This is a genomic window from Bradyrhizobium sp. USDA 4538, from assembly GCF_024171045.1.
Lineage (GTDB): Bacteria > Pseudomonadota > Alphaproteobacteria > Rhizobiales > Xanthobacteraceae > Bradyrhizobium > Bradyrhizobium australafricanum.
In genome coordinates, this window is sequence record NZ_JALJZE010000001.1 from 3933270 (window position 1) to 3948387 (window position 15118).

The 15118-nt window shown below is 66.1% G+C and carries 13 protein-coding genes; 6 read left to right on the forward strand and 7 right to left on the reverse strand.

What is annotated here, in order from left to right; translation table 11 throughout:
- Nucleotides 1–233: 233 nt before the first annotated feature.
- The 3 genes from J2R78_RS17710 to J2R78_RS17720 form a co-directional block, all read right to left on the reverse strand.
- Nucleotides 234–1040, reverse strand: coding sequence for a crotonase/enoyl-CoA hydratase family protein (locus J2R78_RS17710; RefSeq protein ID WP_253605876.1), 807 nt, complete (start codon nucleotides 1038–1040; stop codon nucleotides 234–236).
- A 198-nt stretch (nucleotides 1041–1238) separates the two neighbouring features.
- The gene (locus J2R78_RS17715) at nucleotides 1239–2153 is read right to left on the reverse strand and encodes a phosphoribosylaminoimidazolesuccinocarboxamide synthase (RefSeq protein ID WP_253605878.1); all 915 of its coding nucleotides are present in this window, start codon (nucleotides 2151–2153) and stop codon (nucleotides 1239–1241) included.
- Nucleotides 2154–2237: 84 nt separating this feature from the next.
- On the reverse strand, nucleotides 2238–3155 hold the full coding sequence (locus J2R78_RS17720) for a pirin family protein (protein ID WP_028335539.1): 918 nt from the start codon (nucleotides 3153–3155) through the stop codon (nucleotides 2238–2240).
- Nucleotides 3156–3448: 293 nt separating this feature from the next.
- Between J2R78_RS17720 and J2R78_RS17725 the strand changes: the two genes are divergently transcribed.
- The 5 genes from J2R78_RS17725 (at nucleotide 3449) to J2R78_RS17745 (ending at nucleotide 8623) form a co-directional block, all read left to right on the forward strand.
- Nucleotides 3449–4024, forward strand: a complete 576-nt coding sequence (locus J2R78_RS17725) for a GNAT family N-acetyltransferase (protein WP_253605880.1) — start codon at nucleotides 3449–3451, stop codon at nucleotides 4022–4024.
- Nucleotides 4025–4055: 31 nt separating this feature from the next.
- Nucleotides 4056–5129: a helix-turn-helix domain-containing protein gene (locus J2R78_RS17730; RefSeq protein ID WP_253605881.1), complete on the forward strand. Its 1074-nt coding sequence runs from the start codon at nucleotides 4056–4058 to the stop codon at nucleotides 5127–5129.
- Between the two features lie 328 nt (nucleotides 5130–5457).
- Nucleotides 5458–6885 (forward strand): serine hydrolase, encoded by a 1428-nt coding sequence (locus J2R78_RS17735; protein WP_253605883.1) that lies wholly within the window; start codon nucleotides 5458–5460, stop codon nucleotides 6883–6885.
- A 129-nt stretch (nucleotides 6886–7014) separates the two neighbouring features.
- Nucleotides 7015–7305, forward strand: coding sequence for a DUF1330 domain-containing protein (locus tag J2R78_RS17740; protein ID WP_253605886.1), 291 nt, complete (start codon nucleotides 7015–7017; stop codon nucleotides 7303–7305).
- 280 nt (nucleotides 7306–7585) lie between these two features.
- On the forward strand, nucleotides 7586–8623 hold the full coding sequence (locus J2R78_RS17745) for an IS110 family transposase (RefSeq protein ID WP_253605065.1): 1038 nt from the start codon (nucleotides 7586–7588) through the stop codon (nucleotides 8621–8623).
- A gap of 319 nt (nucleotides 8624–8942) precedes the next feature.
- Here J2R78_RS17745 and J2R78_RS17750 read toward each other — a convergent pair whose 3' ends face one another.
- Nucleotides 8943–10313 carry an MmgE/PrpD family protein gene (locus tag J2R78_RS17750; RefSeq protein ID WP_253588327.1) on the reverse strand — a complete coding sequence of 457 codons (1371 nt, stop codon included), beginning with the start codon at nucleotides 10311–10313 and terminating at the stop codon, nucleotides 8943–8945.
- A 162-nt stretch (nucleotides 10314–10475) separates the two neighbouring features.
- Between J2R78_RS17750 and J2R78_RS17755 the strand changes: the two genes are divergently transcribed.
- Nucleotides 10476–11615: an aromatic acid exporter family protein gene (locus J2R78_RS17755; protein ID WP_253605888.1), complete on the forward strand. Its 1140-nt coding sequence runs from the start codon at nucleotides 10476–10478 to the stop codon at nucleotides 11613–11615.
- Between the two features lie 14 nt (nucleotides 11616–11629).
- On the opposite strand, the gene J2R78_RS17760 is transcribed toward J2R78_RS17755, so the two are convergent.
- The 3 genes from J2R78_RS17760 to murA are packed head-to-tail and all read right to left on the reverse strand — an operon-like array spanning nucleotide 11630 to nucleotide 14847.
- A complete protein-coding gene (locus J2R78_RS17760; RefSeq protein ID WP_253605890.1) occupies nucleotides 11630–12103 on the reverse strand; it encodes a DUF2867 domain-containing protein in 474 nt (157 codons plus the stop codon).
- A complete protein-coding gene (locus J2R78_RS17765; protein ID WP_092080955.1) occupies nucleotides 12100–13497 on the reverse strand; it encodes an MATE family efflux transporter in 1398 nt (465 codons plus the stop codon). Before J2R78_RS17765 ends, J2R78_RS17760 begins: the two co-directional genes overlap by 4 nt.
- Nucleotides 13498–13554: 57 nt before the next feature.
- Nucleotides 13555–14847 carry a UDP-N-acetylglucosamine 1-carboxyvinyltransferase gene (gene murA, locus J2R78_RS17770; RefSeq protein ID WP_016842674.1) on the reverse strand — a complete coding sequence of 431 codons (1293 nt, stop codon included), beginning with the start codon at nucleotides 14845–14847 and terminating at the stop codon, nucleotides 13555–13557.
- Nucleotides 14848–15118: the final 271 nt, after the last annotated feature.

The window sequence follows — 15118 nt, forward strand, 5'->3', positions numbered from 1 at the left end:
ATTTTTGTGACAGTCGGTTCTCAACGCGGGCATTTCGCTTCTCGCGCAGAGCGCGGCGAAACCCAGCGCCGCAGAATTGCGTCAACCTCCCCTTGAAAAGGGGAGGTCGCTTTGCTCGTCAGAGCAAAGCGGGTGGGGATCTGCTTTCTCCGCACAGAGCGTCGCCTGCGGCTGACCCCCATCCCGGCCTTCCCCCTTTCAGGGGGAAGGAGAAGTCTAGCGAGACGTGATCTTCAGCCGTGGCCGCCCTCACTGCCGAACGCGCCGTGACGGCCGACGCCGGAGGCAAAGCGCGCCGCGCCCGACAGCGTTTCGCCTGACGCTATCACGTCGAGCCCGCCGCGCATCTCGTTCCTGATCGCCTCTTCCTCGTCGAGGTCCCACTGCCGCAGCGCCGACAGCCGGTCGGCGCGCAGGCAGTTCTGCGGGAATCTCGCGATGTCCTTGGCGAGCGAGATGGCGTGCGCGCGCGTCTCGCCCTTCGGCACCAGCCGGTTCGCGAGCCCCATGCGATGCGCCTCGGGCCCGGCAACCGGGCGTCCGGTGAGGATCAGGTCGATCGCCTGCGAATGGCCGATCAGTCGCGGCAGGCGGATGGTGCCGAGATCGATCAGCGGCACGCCGAAGCGGCGGCAGAACACGCCGAAGGTTGCGTCCTCGGCCACGACGCGCATGTCGGCCCACAGCGCGAGCTCCATGCCGCCGGCGACCGCAAAGCCTTCGATCGCGGCGATCACCGGCTTCGACAGCCGCAGCCGGCTCGGTCCCATCGGCGCGATCGTGTCGTGGCCGCCGACCTCGCGCTTTTTCTCGGGATCGCCCGCCGCCACCGCCTTCAGATCGGCGCCGGCGCAGAAATAGCCGCCCGTGCCGGTGAAGACCGCGACGGATGCGCTCGCGTCCGCATCGAAGGCGAGAAACGCGTCATACAGCTTGCGCGCGGTGGCGCCATCGACGGCGTTGCGGTTGTGCGGACGGTTGATCGAGATGATGGTGACAGGACCGTCGCGCTCGACGAGCACGGTATCGGCATCGGACATGGGGCGCTCCCTGGGCTGTTCTTGTTGTGCCCGGAGAGTGGCATCAGAGGTGAGTTCGTTGCAACACCTCAGCCGTCATTGCGAGGAGCGTAGCGACGAAGCAATCCATGCCTCGGCTTGTGGCGCCATGGATTGCTTCGCCGAGCCTGTCATCGGGCGCGCCTTCGCGCGACCCGTTGGCTCGCAATGACGCTGCGGCTAAACCTTCAGCTCGCTTCCCGTCACGCGGCGATACGCTTCCAGATACCGCTTGCTCGTCGCATCCACCACGCTGGCCGGCAGCGGCGGGGCCGGCGCGTCGCCGTTCCAGCGGCCGGCGCGGCGCTCGACGTCGAGATAGTCGCGCAGTGGCTGCTTGTCGAAGCTCGGCTGCGACTGGCCGGGCTTGTAGGCATCGACCGCCCAGAACCGCGACGAATCCGGCGTCATCACCTCGTCGATCAGGATGATGCGGCCGTCCTTGTCGCGGCCGAACTCGAATTTGGTGTCGGCGATGATGATGCCGCGGGCGCGGCTGGTCTGCTCGCCGTAGCTATAGACGTCGCGCGCCATCTTCTCCAGCGTCGCGGCGACGTCGGCGCCGACGATCTCGCGCACCCGCTTAACCGTGATGTTCTCGTCATGGCCGGCCTCGGCCTTGGTCGCCGGGCTGAAGATCGCGGGTTCGAGCTTCTGGCTCTCGACCAGGCCGGCCGGCAGCTTCTCGCCGGCAAGCGTGCCATCGGCTGCATACTCCTTCCACGCCGAGCCGGAGATGTAGCCGCGGATCACGCATTCGATCGGGAACACGGTGGTGCGCTTGCACAGCATCGCGCGGCCGAGGATGTCGGCGCGATGATCCTTCAGTTCAGGCACCGCGCGGATGATCTCGTCGGCATCGGCGCTGATCATGTGATGCGGCACGGTGCCCTCAAGCTGCCGGAACCACCAGGCGCTGATCTGGGTCAGCACCGCGCCCTTCATCGGAATGGTTTCCGCCATCACCACGTCGAATGCCGAGATGCGATCGGTGGTCAGCAGCAACACGCGATCGTCGCCAACGGCGTAGATATCGCGCACCTTGCCGCGGCCGATCCGGGGCAGGGGCAAATCGCTGGATAGCATCGCGGTCATGGGCGAGGGTCTTTCTAGGTGGCTTTGCAAAGACGAGCGCCCGCACGAGGCGTGCGGGCGTTCGAGGTTATCACAGGAAATAGCTCACTCCGGTAGCGGAATGAACTCGTGTTCGTGCGGAACCTGCGCGAAACGCCCGGTTTTCCAGTCCTGTTTGGCCTGCTCGATCCGCTCCTTGGATGACGAGACGAAATTCCACCAGATGTGGCGCGGCCCTTCCAGGGCGTCGCCGCCGAGGAACATCATGCGGGTCGGCCGCAGCGTCTTGACGGTGATGCGGTCGCCGGGCCGGAAGATCAGGAGCCTCGGCCCCTCGTGGCGGTCGCCCGCGATCTCGACCTCGCCGTCGACGAGGTAGATCGCGCGTTCCTCGTGATCGGGGTCGAGCGGCACCGAGGTGCCGGCCTTTGCGGTCACCTCGGTGTAGAACCAGGGCGAGACCATGCTGACCGGCGAGGTGATGCCGAACGCGGAGCCCGCGATGATGCGCGCGGTGAAGTCGCGCTCGGAGATCATCGGCAGATCGCCGGCGCCATAGTGCTGGAACGACGGCGCGATCTCCTCCTTGCCCGCCGGCAGCGCGATCCAGCTTTGCAGGCCCAGCATCTTCTGGCCGTCGCGGCGCTGCACGTCGGGGGTGCGCTCGGAATGCGCGATGCCGCGGCCCGCGGTCATCAGGTTCATCGCGCCGGGCTGGATCTCCTGGATGTTGCCCTCGCTGTCGCGGTGCATGATGCTGCCGTCGAACAGATAGGTGACGGTGGCGAGCCCGATATGCGGATGCGGCCGCACGTCCATGCCCTTGCCGGCGAGATACTGCACCGGCCCGAAATGGTCGAAGAAGATGAAGGGCCCGACCATCTGCCGCTTGCCGTGCGGCAATGCGCGGCGCACCGCAAAGCCGTCGCCGAGATCGCGGGTGCGCGGCACGATGATCAGATCCAGCGCGTCGCAGGTCTTGGGATCGCCGAGTTCGGGATCGGTCGAGGGCTGCCAACTCATGTCGGACTCCTTACAGTAGTGTAGCGATGATACTCTCTTGCCGTGATCATACTCTCTATCCGTCGTCCCGGCCAAGCCAACGGGTCGGCGCGAAGCGCCGCCCGATGACAGGCTCCGCGCGAGCCGGGGCCCATAACCACCGATGCTAGTCTTGCGAAGGCTGCGGCCCCAGCCCTGCTCATCAAGTGTTATCGGTGGTTATGGGTCCCTGCTTTCGCAGGGACGACGAATTACTTGTGGCTTGCACCTGCTCTCGATGGCAGCAAGTTCAAACTTGGAAACCGGAGACAGTCATGGTTTCTCTGATCAAGCCAGGCGCAAGACTGCTGCAGGTCGATGGTCCCGTGATCGAGACCGCGCGGCTCATCCTGCGGCCGTGGCGCGCATCCGATGTCGCTGAGAACACGAAAATGCTGTCCGATCCCGAGACGGCGCGCTTCATCACGCCGGATCATCAGCCGGTCACGTCGGCGCTGAAGGGCTGGCGCAATGCCGCCGTCATCTCGGGCCACTGGGCGCTATACGGCTTCGGCATGTTCGCGGTGGAGGAGAAGTCTTCCGCCCACTACATCGGGCGCGTCGGCCCGTATTATCCGCCGGAATGGCCCGGCTTCGAGGTCGGCTGGGGCATCGCCAAAGAGCATCGCGGCAAGGGCTATGCGGTGGAAGCGGCGCGTGCCGCGATCGACTTTGTGTTCGCGAACTTCACGGTCGACCGCATCATCCATTGCATCGATCCGGCCAACGCAGCTTCCCAGGCCGTGGCGCGGCGGCTCAGTGCCGTGAATGATGGGCCGGGCCAGCTCGAGGGTGACGTCGTCGATATCTGGGTGACGTCGCGTCAGCGCTGGCAGCGCGAGCCATCTTGAAAAACCACGTCCGACCGACGATTGTTCGGCGATGACATCGGCTGCTTCACATTGGGCCGCACTTGAACTCTGCCTGCGCAGCGCCAGCGTGGCGCTGCTGCTGGTGCTTGCCGCCTTGCTGCTCACTGACTTTCGCAAGGCGCTTTCCGGGCGCCTTGCAGCCGCCTTCGCGCTCGGCGCGGCCGCGCATGCGGTGACCGCCTCGATCGGCGCCGGGCCGCCGGTCTCGGACTGGCATGCGCCACTGATCGCGCTCTCGACCGGCGATATCGTGGTGTTCTGGCTGTTCACGCGCGCGCTGTTCGATGACGCGTTTCAGCTGCGCTGGTGGCACGGCCTGATCTGGGCCGCGGTCGTGGCCTACAGCTTCGTCAGTTGCATGTGGATTGCACCCGCCGGTCACGCGCAGATCGCGATCATCATGGTCAATTCGCTCACGCTCGCCTTCGTTGCGCTCGCGGTGGCGCAAACCATCGGATCGTGGTCGGCGGATCTGGTCGAGCGTCGCCGACGTGTCCGCGTCTTCATCGTCGCCGCGTCTGCGCTGTACGGCGGATTGAACGCGCTGCTGCAGATTGCCTATGCCGGCAGCCGCGTGACCGTGGAATGGGCCAACCTGGTGAACGCGGCCGTGCTCACCGCCATCGTGGCCGCAATCACCTGGGCGATGATGCGCGTCGACGGCGCCGACCTGTTCACGGTGCCGGCGGAGGCTGTCGTGCTGACGAAGCCAGCCGCGGCCGAGGAGGCAGCCGACCGCAAGCTGGTCGATGCCCTGATGCGGCTGATGGCGGACGAGCGGGTCTACCGCCACGACAACGTCACCATCGGCACGCTGGCGACCCGGCTGAAGATTCCCGAATATCGTCTCCGGCGGCTGATCAACCAGCGGCTCGGCTACCGCAACTTCAATGTCTTCTTGAACAACCACCGGATCGAGGAGGCCAAGGCGGCGCTCGCCGATCCTTCCCAGGCCGAAGTCCCGGTCATCACCATCGCCATGGATGCCGGCTTCCAGTCGCTCGGCCCCTTCAACCGCGCCTTCAAGGCGACCACCGGCGTGACGCCGACGGAGTACAGGAAGCTGAAGGCAAGCGCGGTGTAGATGTCCTGCTTGCGGCGGATACCGCTGCACCCTCTCCCCTTGTGGGAGAGGGTGGATTCGATGCGGTAGCATCGAAGCCGGGTGAGGGGTTTGTCTCCGCGGATAGAGACCCCTCATCCGTCGCGGACTTCGTCCGCGCCACCTTCTCCCACAAGGGGAGAAGGTAAGGGGCGTCGTGATTACAGGCCCTTGTAATCGCTGTAGAATTCCAGAATCGACCAGTCGCCTCCAATCCTCGGCCAGCCCGATTTCCAAATCCGGCGAGCGCTCTCCCGCCACCTGCGGCCTGATCCGGCCACGCGCCCATTGCGCCATGCCGGAGGATTCCGTGACCCGTCGAAAGCTCTTTCTCATTCTCGCCGCCACCACCGCCTTCGGTGCGTTGGCGCTGTCCGCCGCCCGCGCCCGCGATGTGCCTGAGGTCGCGACCGGCTTTGTCGCCAATGTGATCTGCTCGGAGACCTTCGTCAGCGGGCTCGACCCCAGGCGAAACCTGACCGAGACCACTGACGCGATGCCGGGGGCCGGCCTGATCACCTGGGCGATGGACACCGAGGTCGACCTCGACCGCAAGGACGTCACCGTGACGCTGTTCGGGCTTGGCCGCAGCCATGCGGTCTATCGCGAGGGCATGGGCTGCACGCTCGAACATGGCGAGACGCTGGCCGGGACTGCGCTGCCGTCCGCCGAGCGGCAGGCCGCGCTGCTGCCCGAGATCGCGGGTCCGGAGCTCGTCCCGCCGCAGACCCTGCAGCTTGCGGCTGCGCTCGACCGCGCCTTTGCCGAGCCGGCCGAGCCGCCGTTCCGCCGCACCCGCGCTGTCGTCGTGATGAAGGATGGCCGCATCGTCGCCGAGCGCTACGCCAACGGCATCGGCATCGACACGCCGCTGCTCGGCTTCTCCATGAGCAAGTCGGCGATCTCGGCCCTGATCGGAATCCTCGTCCGCGAGGGCAGGCTGACGCGCGACCAGCCGGTCCCGATCGCGGCCTGGCGGAATCCCGACGATCCGCGCCACGCGATCACGGTCGACGAGCTGTTGCGCCACACCGCAGGGCTTGCGCTCGGCAGCTCGCTGCAGGCGTCGCTGGCATCCGTGCTCGAGCCGGTCAACCGCATGAAGTTCATGGAATCGGATATGGCCGCCTTCGCCGCGAGCGCTCCGCTGGAGAGCGCGCCCGGCCGGGTCTGGAACTATCACGACGGCAACTACCTGATCCTCTCGCATCTGATCCGCAACGCCGCCGGCGGGCATGCGGCTGATGTGATGCGCTTCGCGCGGGCCGAATTGTTCGATCCGCTCGGCATGCGCAATGTCGTGATGCAGTTCGATGCTGCGGGCACACCGGAAGGATCGGGTGCGATGATGGCGAGCGCGCGCGACTGGGCGCGCTTGGGTCAGCTCTATCTCAATGACGGCGTGGTCGGCGGCAAGCGCATCCTGCCAGAGGGCTGGGTGAAGTACTCGGCATCGCCGACGCCGAATGCCTGGGTCGGCTATGGCGCGGGCTTCTGGACCAATCTCGGCGACAGCTTTGGCGCTCGCTTCCGTGTCGAGCACGGCTGGCCGCGCGATGCCTTCTTCGCCAAGGGCACGATCGGGCAATATGTGATTATCGTGCCGTCACAGCGGCTCGTCATCGTGCGCCTCGGCCGCTCGCCGAACATGCCGCCCGAGGCGGACGGCGTGTTCGATCTGGTTCGCGATGTGGTTACATCGACTTCCATAAGTCCGCGGCTCGCGGGCGGCAATTGACCGGCACGTCACACAGCGCCCGCGCGATCGTGAATTGAATCTCGGCCTCCGGAATTTTCTGATGCGATGGCGCATCTCGTGAGGAGGTGCGCCACAGTTTCTTGAACCACGCGTCAGCCGGAGACCATCATGCCGAAAGCCTACTGGATCGTGCACGTCACGGTTCACGACGAAGCGCGCTATCCCGAATATCTCGCCGCCGCGATGCCGGTATTCGCCAGATACGGCGCCAATTTCATCGTGCGCAATGGCCCCTATGAGGTGATGGAAGGCACAACGCGCCAGCGCAACTTCGTCATCGAGTTCAGGGATCACGCCACTGCGATGGACTGTTACACCTGCCCGGAATATCAGGCCGCGAAGGCGATCCGACAGAAATATTCAGAGGGGGATTTTGTGATTATCGATGGAGCGGAGTAAGGCGCGCCGTCATTCCGGGGCATGCGAAGCATGAGCCCGGAATCCATTTCGCCACGCGGGCGATGACACCGCGCTGTTTGACTTCTTGAATTACGACGCATCCCCGCCGTCGTCGTCCCGGCGAAGGCCGGGACCCATTACCCCAAATGAGACTTGTTGCGCGACGCTGGGGCCACGATCCCGTTCATGATCAAATGCGGTGGTTGATGGTGTGGACGGCCCCCTACGGCATCAGTGTGCCAGAATGAGGTTGTCTAGATCTCATACAAGGGAGCCGTCCGTGAACCAGATTATCCGCATTGGGATTGATACGTCGAAGTATATTTTTGTGCTGCATGGGGTTGATGCGGCGGAGCAGGTGGTGCTGCGCAAGAAGCTGTCGCGCAAACAAGTGCTGGAGTTCTTCGCCAAATTGCCGCCGACTGTGATCGGGATGGAGGCCTGCGGGGCTTCGCAACATTGGGCGCGTCAGCTTTCCAAGCTCGGTCACGAGGTGAAGCTGATGGCACCGCAATTGGTCAAACCCTACGTGATGCGGAACAAGAATGACGGGCGGGATGCAGAAGGCCTGTGTGAAGCGATGAGCCGGCCGAGCATGCGCTTCGTGCCGGTGAAGACGGCCGAGCAGCAGGCCGCGCTGATGCTGATGGGTGTCCGCGACGGATTGATCGTCCGGCGCACCCAGCTGACCAATACGATACGCGGCCACGCGGCGGAGTATGGCCTGATCGCCCCCAAGGGACTGGACGCGATCGAACCCCTGCTGGTGCGGATTGCGCAGGACGAGACGCTTCCGGTTCTGGCGCGCGAGCTGTTTGTGGTGCTGGGCCGGGAGCGCGTCAGGCTCGAGGGTGAGTTGGAGGCGGTTGAGGCCAAGCTGATGGCCTGGCACCGCGCCGATGCCACGGGCCGGCGCTTGGCTCAGATCCCCTCGGTCGGTCCGATCGTTGCAACCGCGCTGGTGATGAAGACACCTGATCCGCGCACGTTCCGTTCTGGTCGTCATTTTGCGGCCTGGCTGGGATTGACACCCAAGGACCACTCCACCGCTGGCAAGACCAGGCTTGGCAAGATCACGCGGGCTGGCGATGAGAACTTGCGCCGTCTGCTGGTGGTCGGGGCCACAGCGGTGATCCAGCAGGCCAGGCGGGGACGCGGTCATCACTCGCGCTGGCTGCTGGCCCTGATCAAGCGCAAGCCGCCGAAGCTTGCGGCCGTGGCGCTCGCCAACAAAGTGGCCCGTATCGCCTGGAAGCTGATGGCAACGGGCGAGAGTTACGAGGCGGCACGGATGAATCCCATGACAGCCGCCGCCTAATCGATTAGCCGGCGGGCTCGCTCGCCGGCCGACCGGAGCTGCAAGAGCAGATGGAGCGATCGATCGAGCAACGATGCGAGACAGTCCGCAGGACCCATCGGCCGCCAACAGGCCGCGTGGTTGTTTGGAACTCGCATCGCGCAAACCATCTTGGCCAGCGATCCATTCGATCGCACCCAACAGGCCGGACATATGGATGCAAGCGATCCGATCTCACCAAACAGCTCTTGTGCCACGGGGGCCGTCCACATATGGGTCCTGGCTTTCGCCAGGACGACAGCTGTGGGCGTGGCGTGCAGCCTGCGCCTCGACGGCCTGCTTACTGCCTTCCCAGCTGCGTCGCCTTCTCCACGCGATCGAAGCGCTCCAGCGTCAGGATGGCGTCGGCGAGCTGGTCGGCGCGCTTGTCGAGCACCGGGCGAGCCAGCGTCAGGAATTTCTGCTGCATCGCCTTTGCGTCGGGGAAAGAGGTCGGCTCGCCGGAGGGATCGGCGTAGAGGCGCTCATGGGTACCGTCGTCTGTCGTGATCGAGACGCGGGCGCCGAACGGATGGGTGCGGCCGACCTCGAGCCGGTCGTCCTGCACCACGTCGAACTTGTCGGCGAGCGCGTCGATGGCCTTGTCGCCCAGCCGGTCGTAATCGTCCCAGCCGAAATGGCCCTGGTCGAGCGCGATCGCGCCGGTGAAGAACATCGAGAACTGGCCGCCGACCACCGAGGTCGGGTGGCGCTTGGTGGCGGCGTCGCCGGTCAGCGTGATGCCGTTGCGGTGCAGGCCGATCTCGACCTTCCTGATCTGGTCCGGCGTCAGATTGTGCTCGCGTCGCATCGCGATCAGCGCGTCGATCGCGGCGTGAGTGTAGCGGCAGCTCGGATACGGCTTCACGCCGATCTTCAGCGTCTCATAGGTGTGGCCCAAGTCCGCCACCGCCTTGTCCGGATGAGCGTCATCGGTATAGCCGACCAGAAGGCCGTGCTTGCCTTCGACCGACTCGCTCGAGCCGATGAAGTCGTTGCGCGCCAGGGTCGCGGCGATCACGCCGTTCATCGCGGCGGCGCCGACCTGGTAGCGCTTGTTCCAGGCGCCGTTGACCAGGAACTGCAGCGAGCCCGCGGCCTGGCTGCCGGAGACGCCGAAAGCGGAGACGATCTGCTCCTTCGACAAGCCGAACAGCTTGGCCGCCGCCGCGGCAGCGCCATAGGTGCCGGCGGTCGCGGTCGGATGGAAGCCGCGGGCGTAATGCGAGGTCGGGTCGAGCGCGTTGCCGAGCCGGCAGCACACCTCATAGCCGGCGACGATCGCGGTCAGCACGTCGCGGCCGGAGGCGCCGACCATCTCGCCGACCGCGAACGCGGCGGGCACCACCGGTGCGCTCGGATGCAGCGAGGAATCGGCATGGGTGTCGTCGAAGTCGAGCGAATGGCCGAGCGCGCCGTTGAGCAGCGCCGCGACCGCCGGGGTCCAGGTCTTGGTGTCGCCGAATACGGTGGCTTCGCCCTTGCCGTCGAGCGCCAGCGCCTCCAGCATCTTCATCAGCGACGGCGTCGATTCCGCATCGCGCCGGGCGCGGATGGTGCTGCCGAGGAAATCCAGCGTCAAAACCTTGGCGCGCTCCAGCACCTCCGGCGGAATGTCGGAATATTTCAGGTCGGCGACATAGGCGGCGAGCGTTGCGGTTTCGTGGGCCATCGTGTTTCCTCAATTTTGCGGCGCAGGGTAGGCGGGCAGGTCAGGCCTTTCAAGCCACCTTGCCGCCGCGGGCAGCTGCCATGCTCCAAATCGGTTAGCTTCAGGTCGGTTAGCTTCAAGTCATGTAACACGGGCCTTTCCTTTGATTGCGGATCACGGTGCATGAGGACCTTCGCAAAACGCATGTTCGACCAGCTCTGGGCTCGCAAGACGCAGCTGGCGCTGGCGGTCCGGATCGCGTCCGCCGGCGTGGCGGCCTATACCATCGCGCTGGCGTTCAACCTGATGCTGCCGCTCTGGGCGGTGCTGACCTCGCTGATCGTGACCCAGATGAGCGTCGGCCGCTCGCTGAAGGCCAGCCGCGACTACATGCTCGGTACCATCGGCGGCGCCGTCTATGGCGGCGCGATCGCGGTGCTGATCCCGCATTCCGGCGAGGGCAGCCTGCTGGCGCTGCTGGTGCTGGCGATCGTGCCGCTGGCCTTCATCGCCGCGCTCAATCCGAGCCTGAACTCTGCGACCGTGACGGCAGTGATCGTGCTGCTGCTGCCGACGATGCATCACTCCAACCCGCTGGATTCCGCGATCGACCGCGTCCTCGAGGTGACGGTCGGCGCGCTCACCGGGCTTTTGATCTCGTTCCTGGTGCTGCCGTCGCGCGCGGTCAGTCAGATCAGGGTCAATGCATCGAACCTGCTGGAGCTGCTGTCGGCGGCGTTCGCCGAATTGCTCGCCGGCCTGACCCGCGGCCTCGACAACGACGCGCTGCACCGGATCCAGGACGGCATCGGCACCGCGGTGAGCAATCTGCACGCGACCGGCCTTGAGGCCGAGCGCGAGCGCTCGATGCATCTGTCGTCGGGACCGGACACCGGGCCGTTGCTGCGAACCATCCAGCGGCTGCGGCACGACGTCGTGATGATCGGGCGTGCCTGTGTGGTGCCGCTGCCGGCCGATATCCAGGCGAGGCTGGCGCGGCCATTGGCCGACGTCAGCAAGGCGATCGTGACTTACATGGTGGCGGTCGCGACCGCGTTGCGCGCCGGCAGCGGCCCGGCCGACATGGTGCCGGTCGATGCCGCGCTGCATGCGTATAGCGAGGAGGTCGCCGCGGTGCGAAGGGATGGGCTGATCCGTGGCCTGCCGGTCGATGCCGCCGAGCGCTTCTATGCGCTTGGCTTCTCGCTCGACCAGATGCGGCAGAATCTCAACGACCTCAAGCGCTGCCACGGCAATTGGTGTACCAACGCCGAGGCCTCCGAGAAGATCGTCGCCGACACGCCGGAGAAGAGCGCGGCTTGAGATCGAGTAGTAGTTCAGCCTCCGGCCTTGCGCAGCATCGCGGGCACGATCAGGCGGTGGAACGGCAGGATCACCGCGAGATAGGCGCGCCCGAACCAGTTGTGGGTGAGCACCAGCGAAGTCGCGGTGATGCTGCGCACAGCTCCCGCGGAGGCGACGTCGACGACGAGCCTGAAGTCGAGATGCTTGTCGTTGAAGCCCGCGACCAGCCGCTCCGGCGTCTCACTGACCACCGGAAAGATCCCGATCATGTCGCGTGTCGCGCCGTCGGCTGCGCCCGAGGTTTTCAGGCCAAGCGGCGCGACGATGAAATTACGCAGGGCAAGCAGCCATTCGATCCAGTGCGGCTGCCGCGCCACCATCGCCTCGGCGGCGTGCCGCGCATCGAGGTCGGGGCGCGCGGTCGCGATGCGGAACGCGTCGACGAACTGCGCGCCGGCGAGCAGCGCGGCGGAATCCACGTTCGGCGTGACCTCGTCGACCCTCATTTGCCCAGTCTGCGTGCCAGCAGGCGGAAACGCAAGACAAGGAGGGTCGCATAGACCGCCGTCCCGAGCGACAGCCCGATCCAGACACCGGCGGCGTCGAGCTTCACCCAGAAGGCGAGCGCGGAGGCCGACGCGAAGCCGATCAGCCAATAGCTGATGACGGCGAACAGCAGCGGCACCTGGGTGTCGTTCATGCCGCGCAGCGCGCCCGCGGTGGTGGTCTGGATGCCGTCGGCGATGAAGAAGGTCGCCCCGATCAACAGCAGCGCCGCGGTGAGCTGCGCGGTGGTGTCGGAGGCCTCGCCGAGGAACAGCGCTGCGATCTCGAAGCGCGCCAGGATCACCGCGAGCGTCATGACGCTCATGAAGATGCCGCTGAGCGCGATCGCGACAAAGCCGGCACGCTGTACAGCGTCGGTATCGCGGCGGCCAACGGCCTGGCCGACCCGCACGGTGGCGGCCATGCTGACGCCGAACGGCACCATGAACAGGATCGCCGCGATCTGCAGCGCGATCTGGTGCGCGGCCAGCGCCGTGGTGCTGATCAGCCCCATCAGCAGTCCGGCCGCGCCGAACAGGCCGTATTCCAGCAGGAAGGCGATCGAGATCGGCGCGCCGACGGCGACCAGCTTGCCCATCAGCGGCCAGTCGATGCGCCAGACGCGGCTGAATACGTGGTACTTGCGGAACGGGCGGCGGCGCGCCGCGAACCACACGCCGGCAAGGAAGGTGCCGAGATTGACGATCGTGGTCGCAAGTCCGGCGCCGAACATGCCGAGTTCGGGCATGCCCCATTTGCCGTAGAGCAACAGGTAGACCATCAGCGCATTGGCCGGGATCGCCGCGAGCGTGATCCATAGCACCGGCTCCGGCCGGTTCACCGCGCTCATGAAGCCGCGGAGCGCGATGAACCACAGCGCCGGCAGGATGCCCCAGGCGAGACCGAACAGATATTGCTGCGCCAGATGCGCGGTGGCCTGGGTCTGGCCGAGCGCGAGCAGGATGCGCTCACCCTGGAACGGCAGCGCCATCAGCGGCAGCACCATGAAGAAGCCGGCCCACAGGCCGACGCGGAGCGCGCGCCGCATCACGCGCGGGTTGCGCGCGCCGAACGCCTGCGCGGCCAGGGGCGAGACCGCCGACATCATGCCCATGCCAATGGTGAAGCTGACGAAATACACGGTGTGCGCCAGCGCCGCGGCGGCGACGTTTTCGCTGCCGAGCCGGCCGATGAAGGCGAGATCGGTCGTCATCATCGCGATCTGCCCGAGCTGCGTCAGCGCGAGCGGCACCGCGAGCTTCAGCGTTTCCGCGAGCTCGGCCGTGAGCAGGTTGCGAGGGACGACAACGGCCGCGTTCGGCGCGGCCGGGTCGATCTTGTCGATGCAGGTCATGACGGCACGCTTAGCACGGCAAACCGGCCGGAAGGATGGCCAAGCTGCCGCAGGGAATCACGATCGCGCGGGAATCCGCTTGATCTTGGCGCCGAGGGCGTTGAGCCGCTCATCGATCCGCTCATAGCCGCGCTCGATCTGGTCGGCGTTGTTGATGGTGGAGGTGCCCTCGGCACACACCGCGGCCAGCAGCATCGCCATACCGGCCCGGATGTCGGGCGAGTTCATCGGCGCGCCGCGCAGCCGGCTGGGGCCGGCGACGATCGCGCGGTGCGGGTCGCACAGCACGATGCGGCCACCCATCGCGATCAGGTTGTCGACGAAGAACATCCGGGATTCGAACATCTTCTCGTGCATCAGGATGACGCCGTCGCACTGCGTCGCGGTGACGATCGCGATCGACATCAGGTCGGCCGGGAAGGCCGGCCAGGGCTGGTCCTCGAGCTTCGGCACATGGCCGCCGAAATCGTCCTGGATCTTCATGGTCTGGCCGGACGGGACGACGAGGTCGTCGCCCTCGACGCCGCAGACGATGCCGAGCCGCTCAAAGCCCATCCGGATCGAGCGCAGATGCTCGACGCCGGCGCGCGCGATGCGTAGCGGCGAGCGGGTCACCGCGGCGAGCCCGATCAGCGATCCGACCTCGATATGGTCGGGCTGGATCGCGAAAGTCGTGCTGCCGAGCGTTGCCGGCCCGTGCACGATGATGGTGTTGGTGCCGACGCCTTCGATCTTGGCGCCGAGCGCGATCAGGAAATTGGCGAGGTCCTGCACATGCGGCTCGGAGGCCGCGTTGCGCAGATAGGTGGTGCCGCGCGCCGCGACTGCGGCGACCAGCGCGTTCTCCGTCGCGGTGACGCTGGGCTCATCGAGGAACACGTCGGCGCCCTTCAGCCGCGTGGCGCGGAATTCCAGCCGGTGCGTCGCGGTGACGGTGGCGCCGAGCTGCTCGAAGGCCAGGAAGTGCGTGTCGAGCCGGCGGCGGCCGATCACGTCGCCGCCGGGCGGCGGCAGCGCGACCTCGCCGCAGCGGGCGAGCAGCGGGCCTGCGAGCAGGATCGAGGCGCGGATGCGCGCGCACAGCGCCGGATCGAGATCGGCGGCGCGAATCTCCTTGGCATGAATCTGCAGCGTGTTGCGCTCGGTCCATTCGGCGGTGGCGCCGACCGAGCGGCACAATTCGACCAGCGTTTCGGTGTCGCGGATGCGCGGCACGTTGGTCAGTGTGACCGGATGCTCGGTGAGCAGTGCCGCGGCGATGATCGGCAGCGCGGAGTTCTTGTTGCCCGACGGCTCGATGGTGCCCGAAAGGCGGCGGCCGCCTTCGACGATGTATTGGATCGGCGGCACGCGGAATGTCCCCTAACGCATCATTCAGACTGGGGCCATTGGAAATTCCACAACGGAATCAACGGCCGTCCGGCACCGTAACACAACTGGCGGCGCTGCTTCCACACGAAAGGTAGCGCCGCGACGGCGCCGGTCGCGCTGTGACGGAGATGTCACCCGTCAGGACGGTTGCTCGCCTCCAGGGTAATGGAAGTAGTGTGCACTGTACGATCCACGTCATTGCGAGCGGAGCGAAGCAATCCATCGCGCCGCAAGCTGAAAAATGGATTGC

Bases quoted from the DNA above. Each gene is read 5' to 3' on its own strand.
- J2R78_RS17710 (WP_253605876.1), bottom strand. From the start codon at position 1,040: ATGTCCGATGCCGATACCGTGCTCGTCGAGCGCGACGGTCCTGTCACC.
- J2R78_RS17715 (WP_253605878.1), bottom strand. From the start codon at position 2,153: ATGACCGCGATGCTATCCAGCGATTTGCCCCTGCCCCGGATCGGCCGC.
- J2R78_RS17720 (WP_028335539.1), bottom strand. From the start codon at position 3,155: ATGAGTTGGCAGCCCTCGACCGATCCCGAACTCGGCGATCCCAAGACC.
- J2R78_RS17725 (WP_253605880.1), top strand. From the start codon at position 3,449: ATGGTTTCTCTGATCAAGCCAGGCGCAAGACTGCTGCAGGTCGATGGT.
- J2R78_RS17730 (WP_253605881.1), top strand. From the start codon at position 4,056: ATGACATCGGCTGCTTCACATTGGGCCGCACTTGAACTCTGCCTGCGC.
- J2R78_RS17740 (WP_253605886.1), top strand. From the start codon at position 7,015: ATGCCGAAAGCCTACTGGATCGTGCACGTCACGGTTCACGACGAAGCG.
- J2R78_RS17750 (WP_253588327.1), bottom strand. From the start codon at position 10,313: ATGGCCCACGAAACCGCAACGCTCGCCGCCTATGTCGCCGACCTGAAA.
- J2R78_RS17755 (WP_253605888.1), top strand. From the start codon at position 10,476: ATGAGGACCTTCGCAAAACGCATGTTCGACCAGCTCTGGGCTCGCAAG.
- J2R78_RS17760 (WP_253605890.1), bottom strand. From the start codon at position 12,103: ATGAGGGTCGACGAGGTCACGCCGAACGTGGATTCCGCCGCGCTGCTC.
- J2R78_RS17765 (WP_092080955.1), bottom strand. From the start codon at position 13,497: ATGACCTGCATCGACAAGATCGACCCGGCCGCGCCGAACGCGGCCGTT.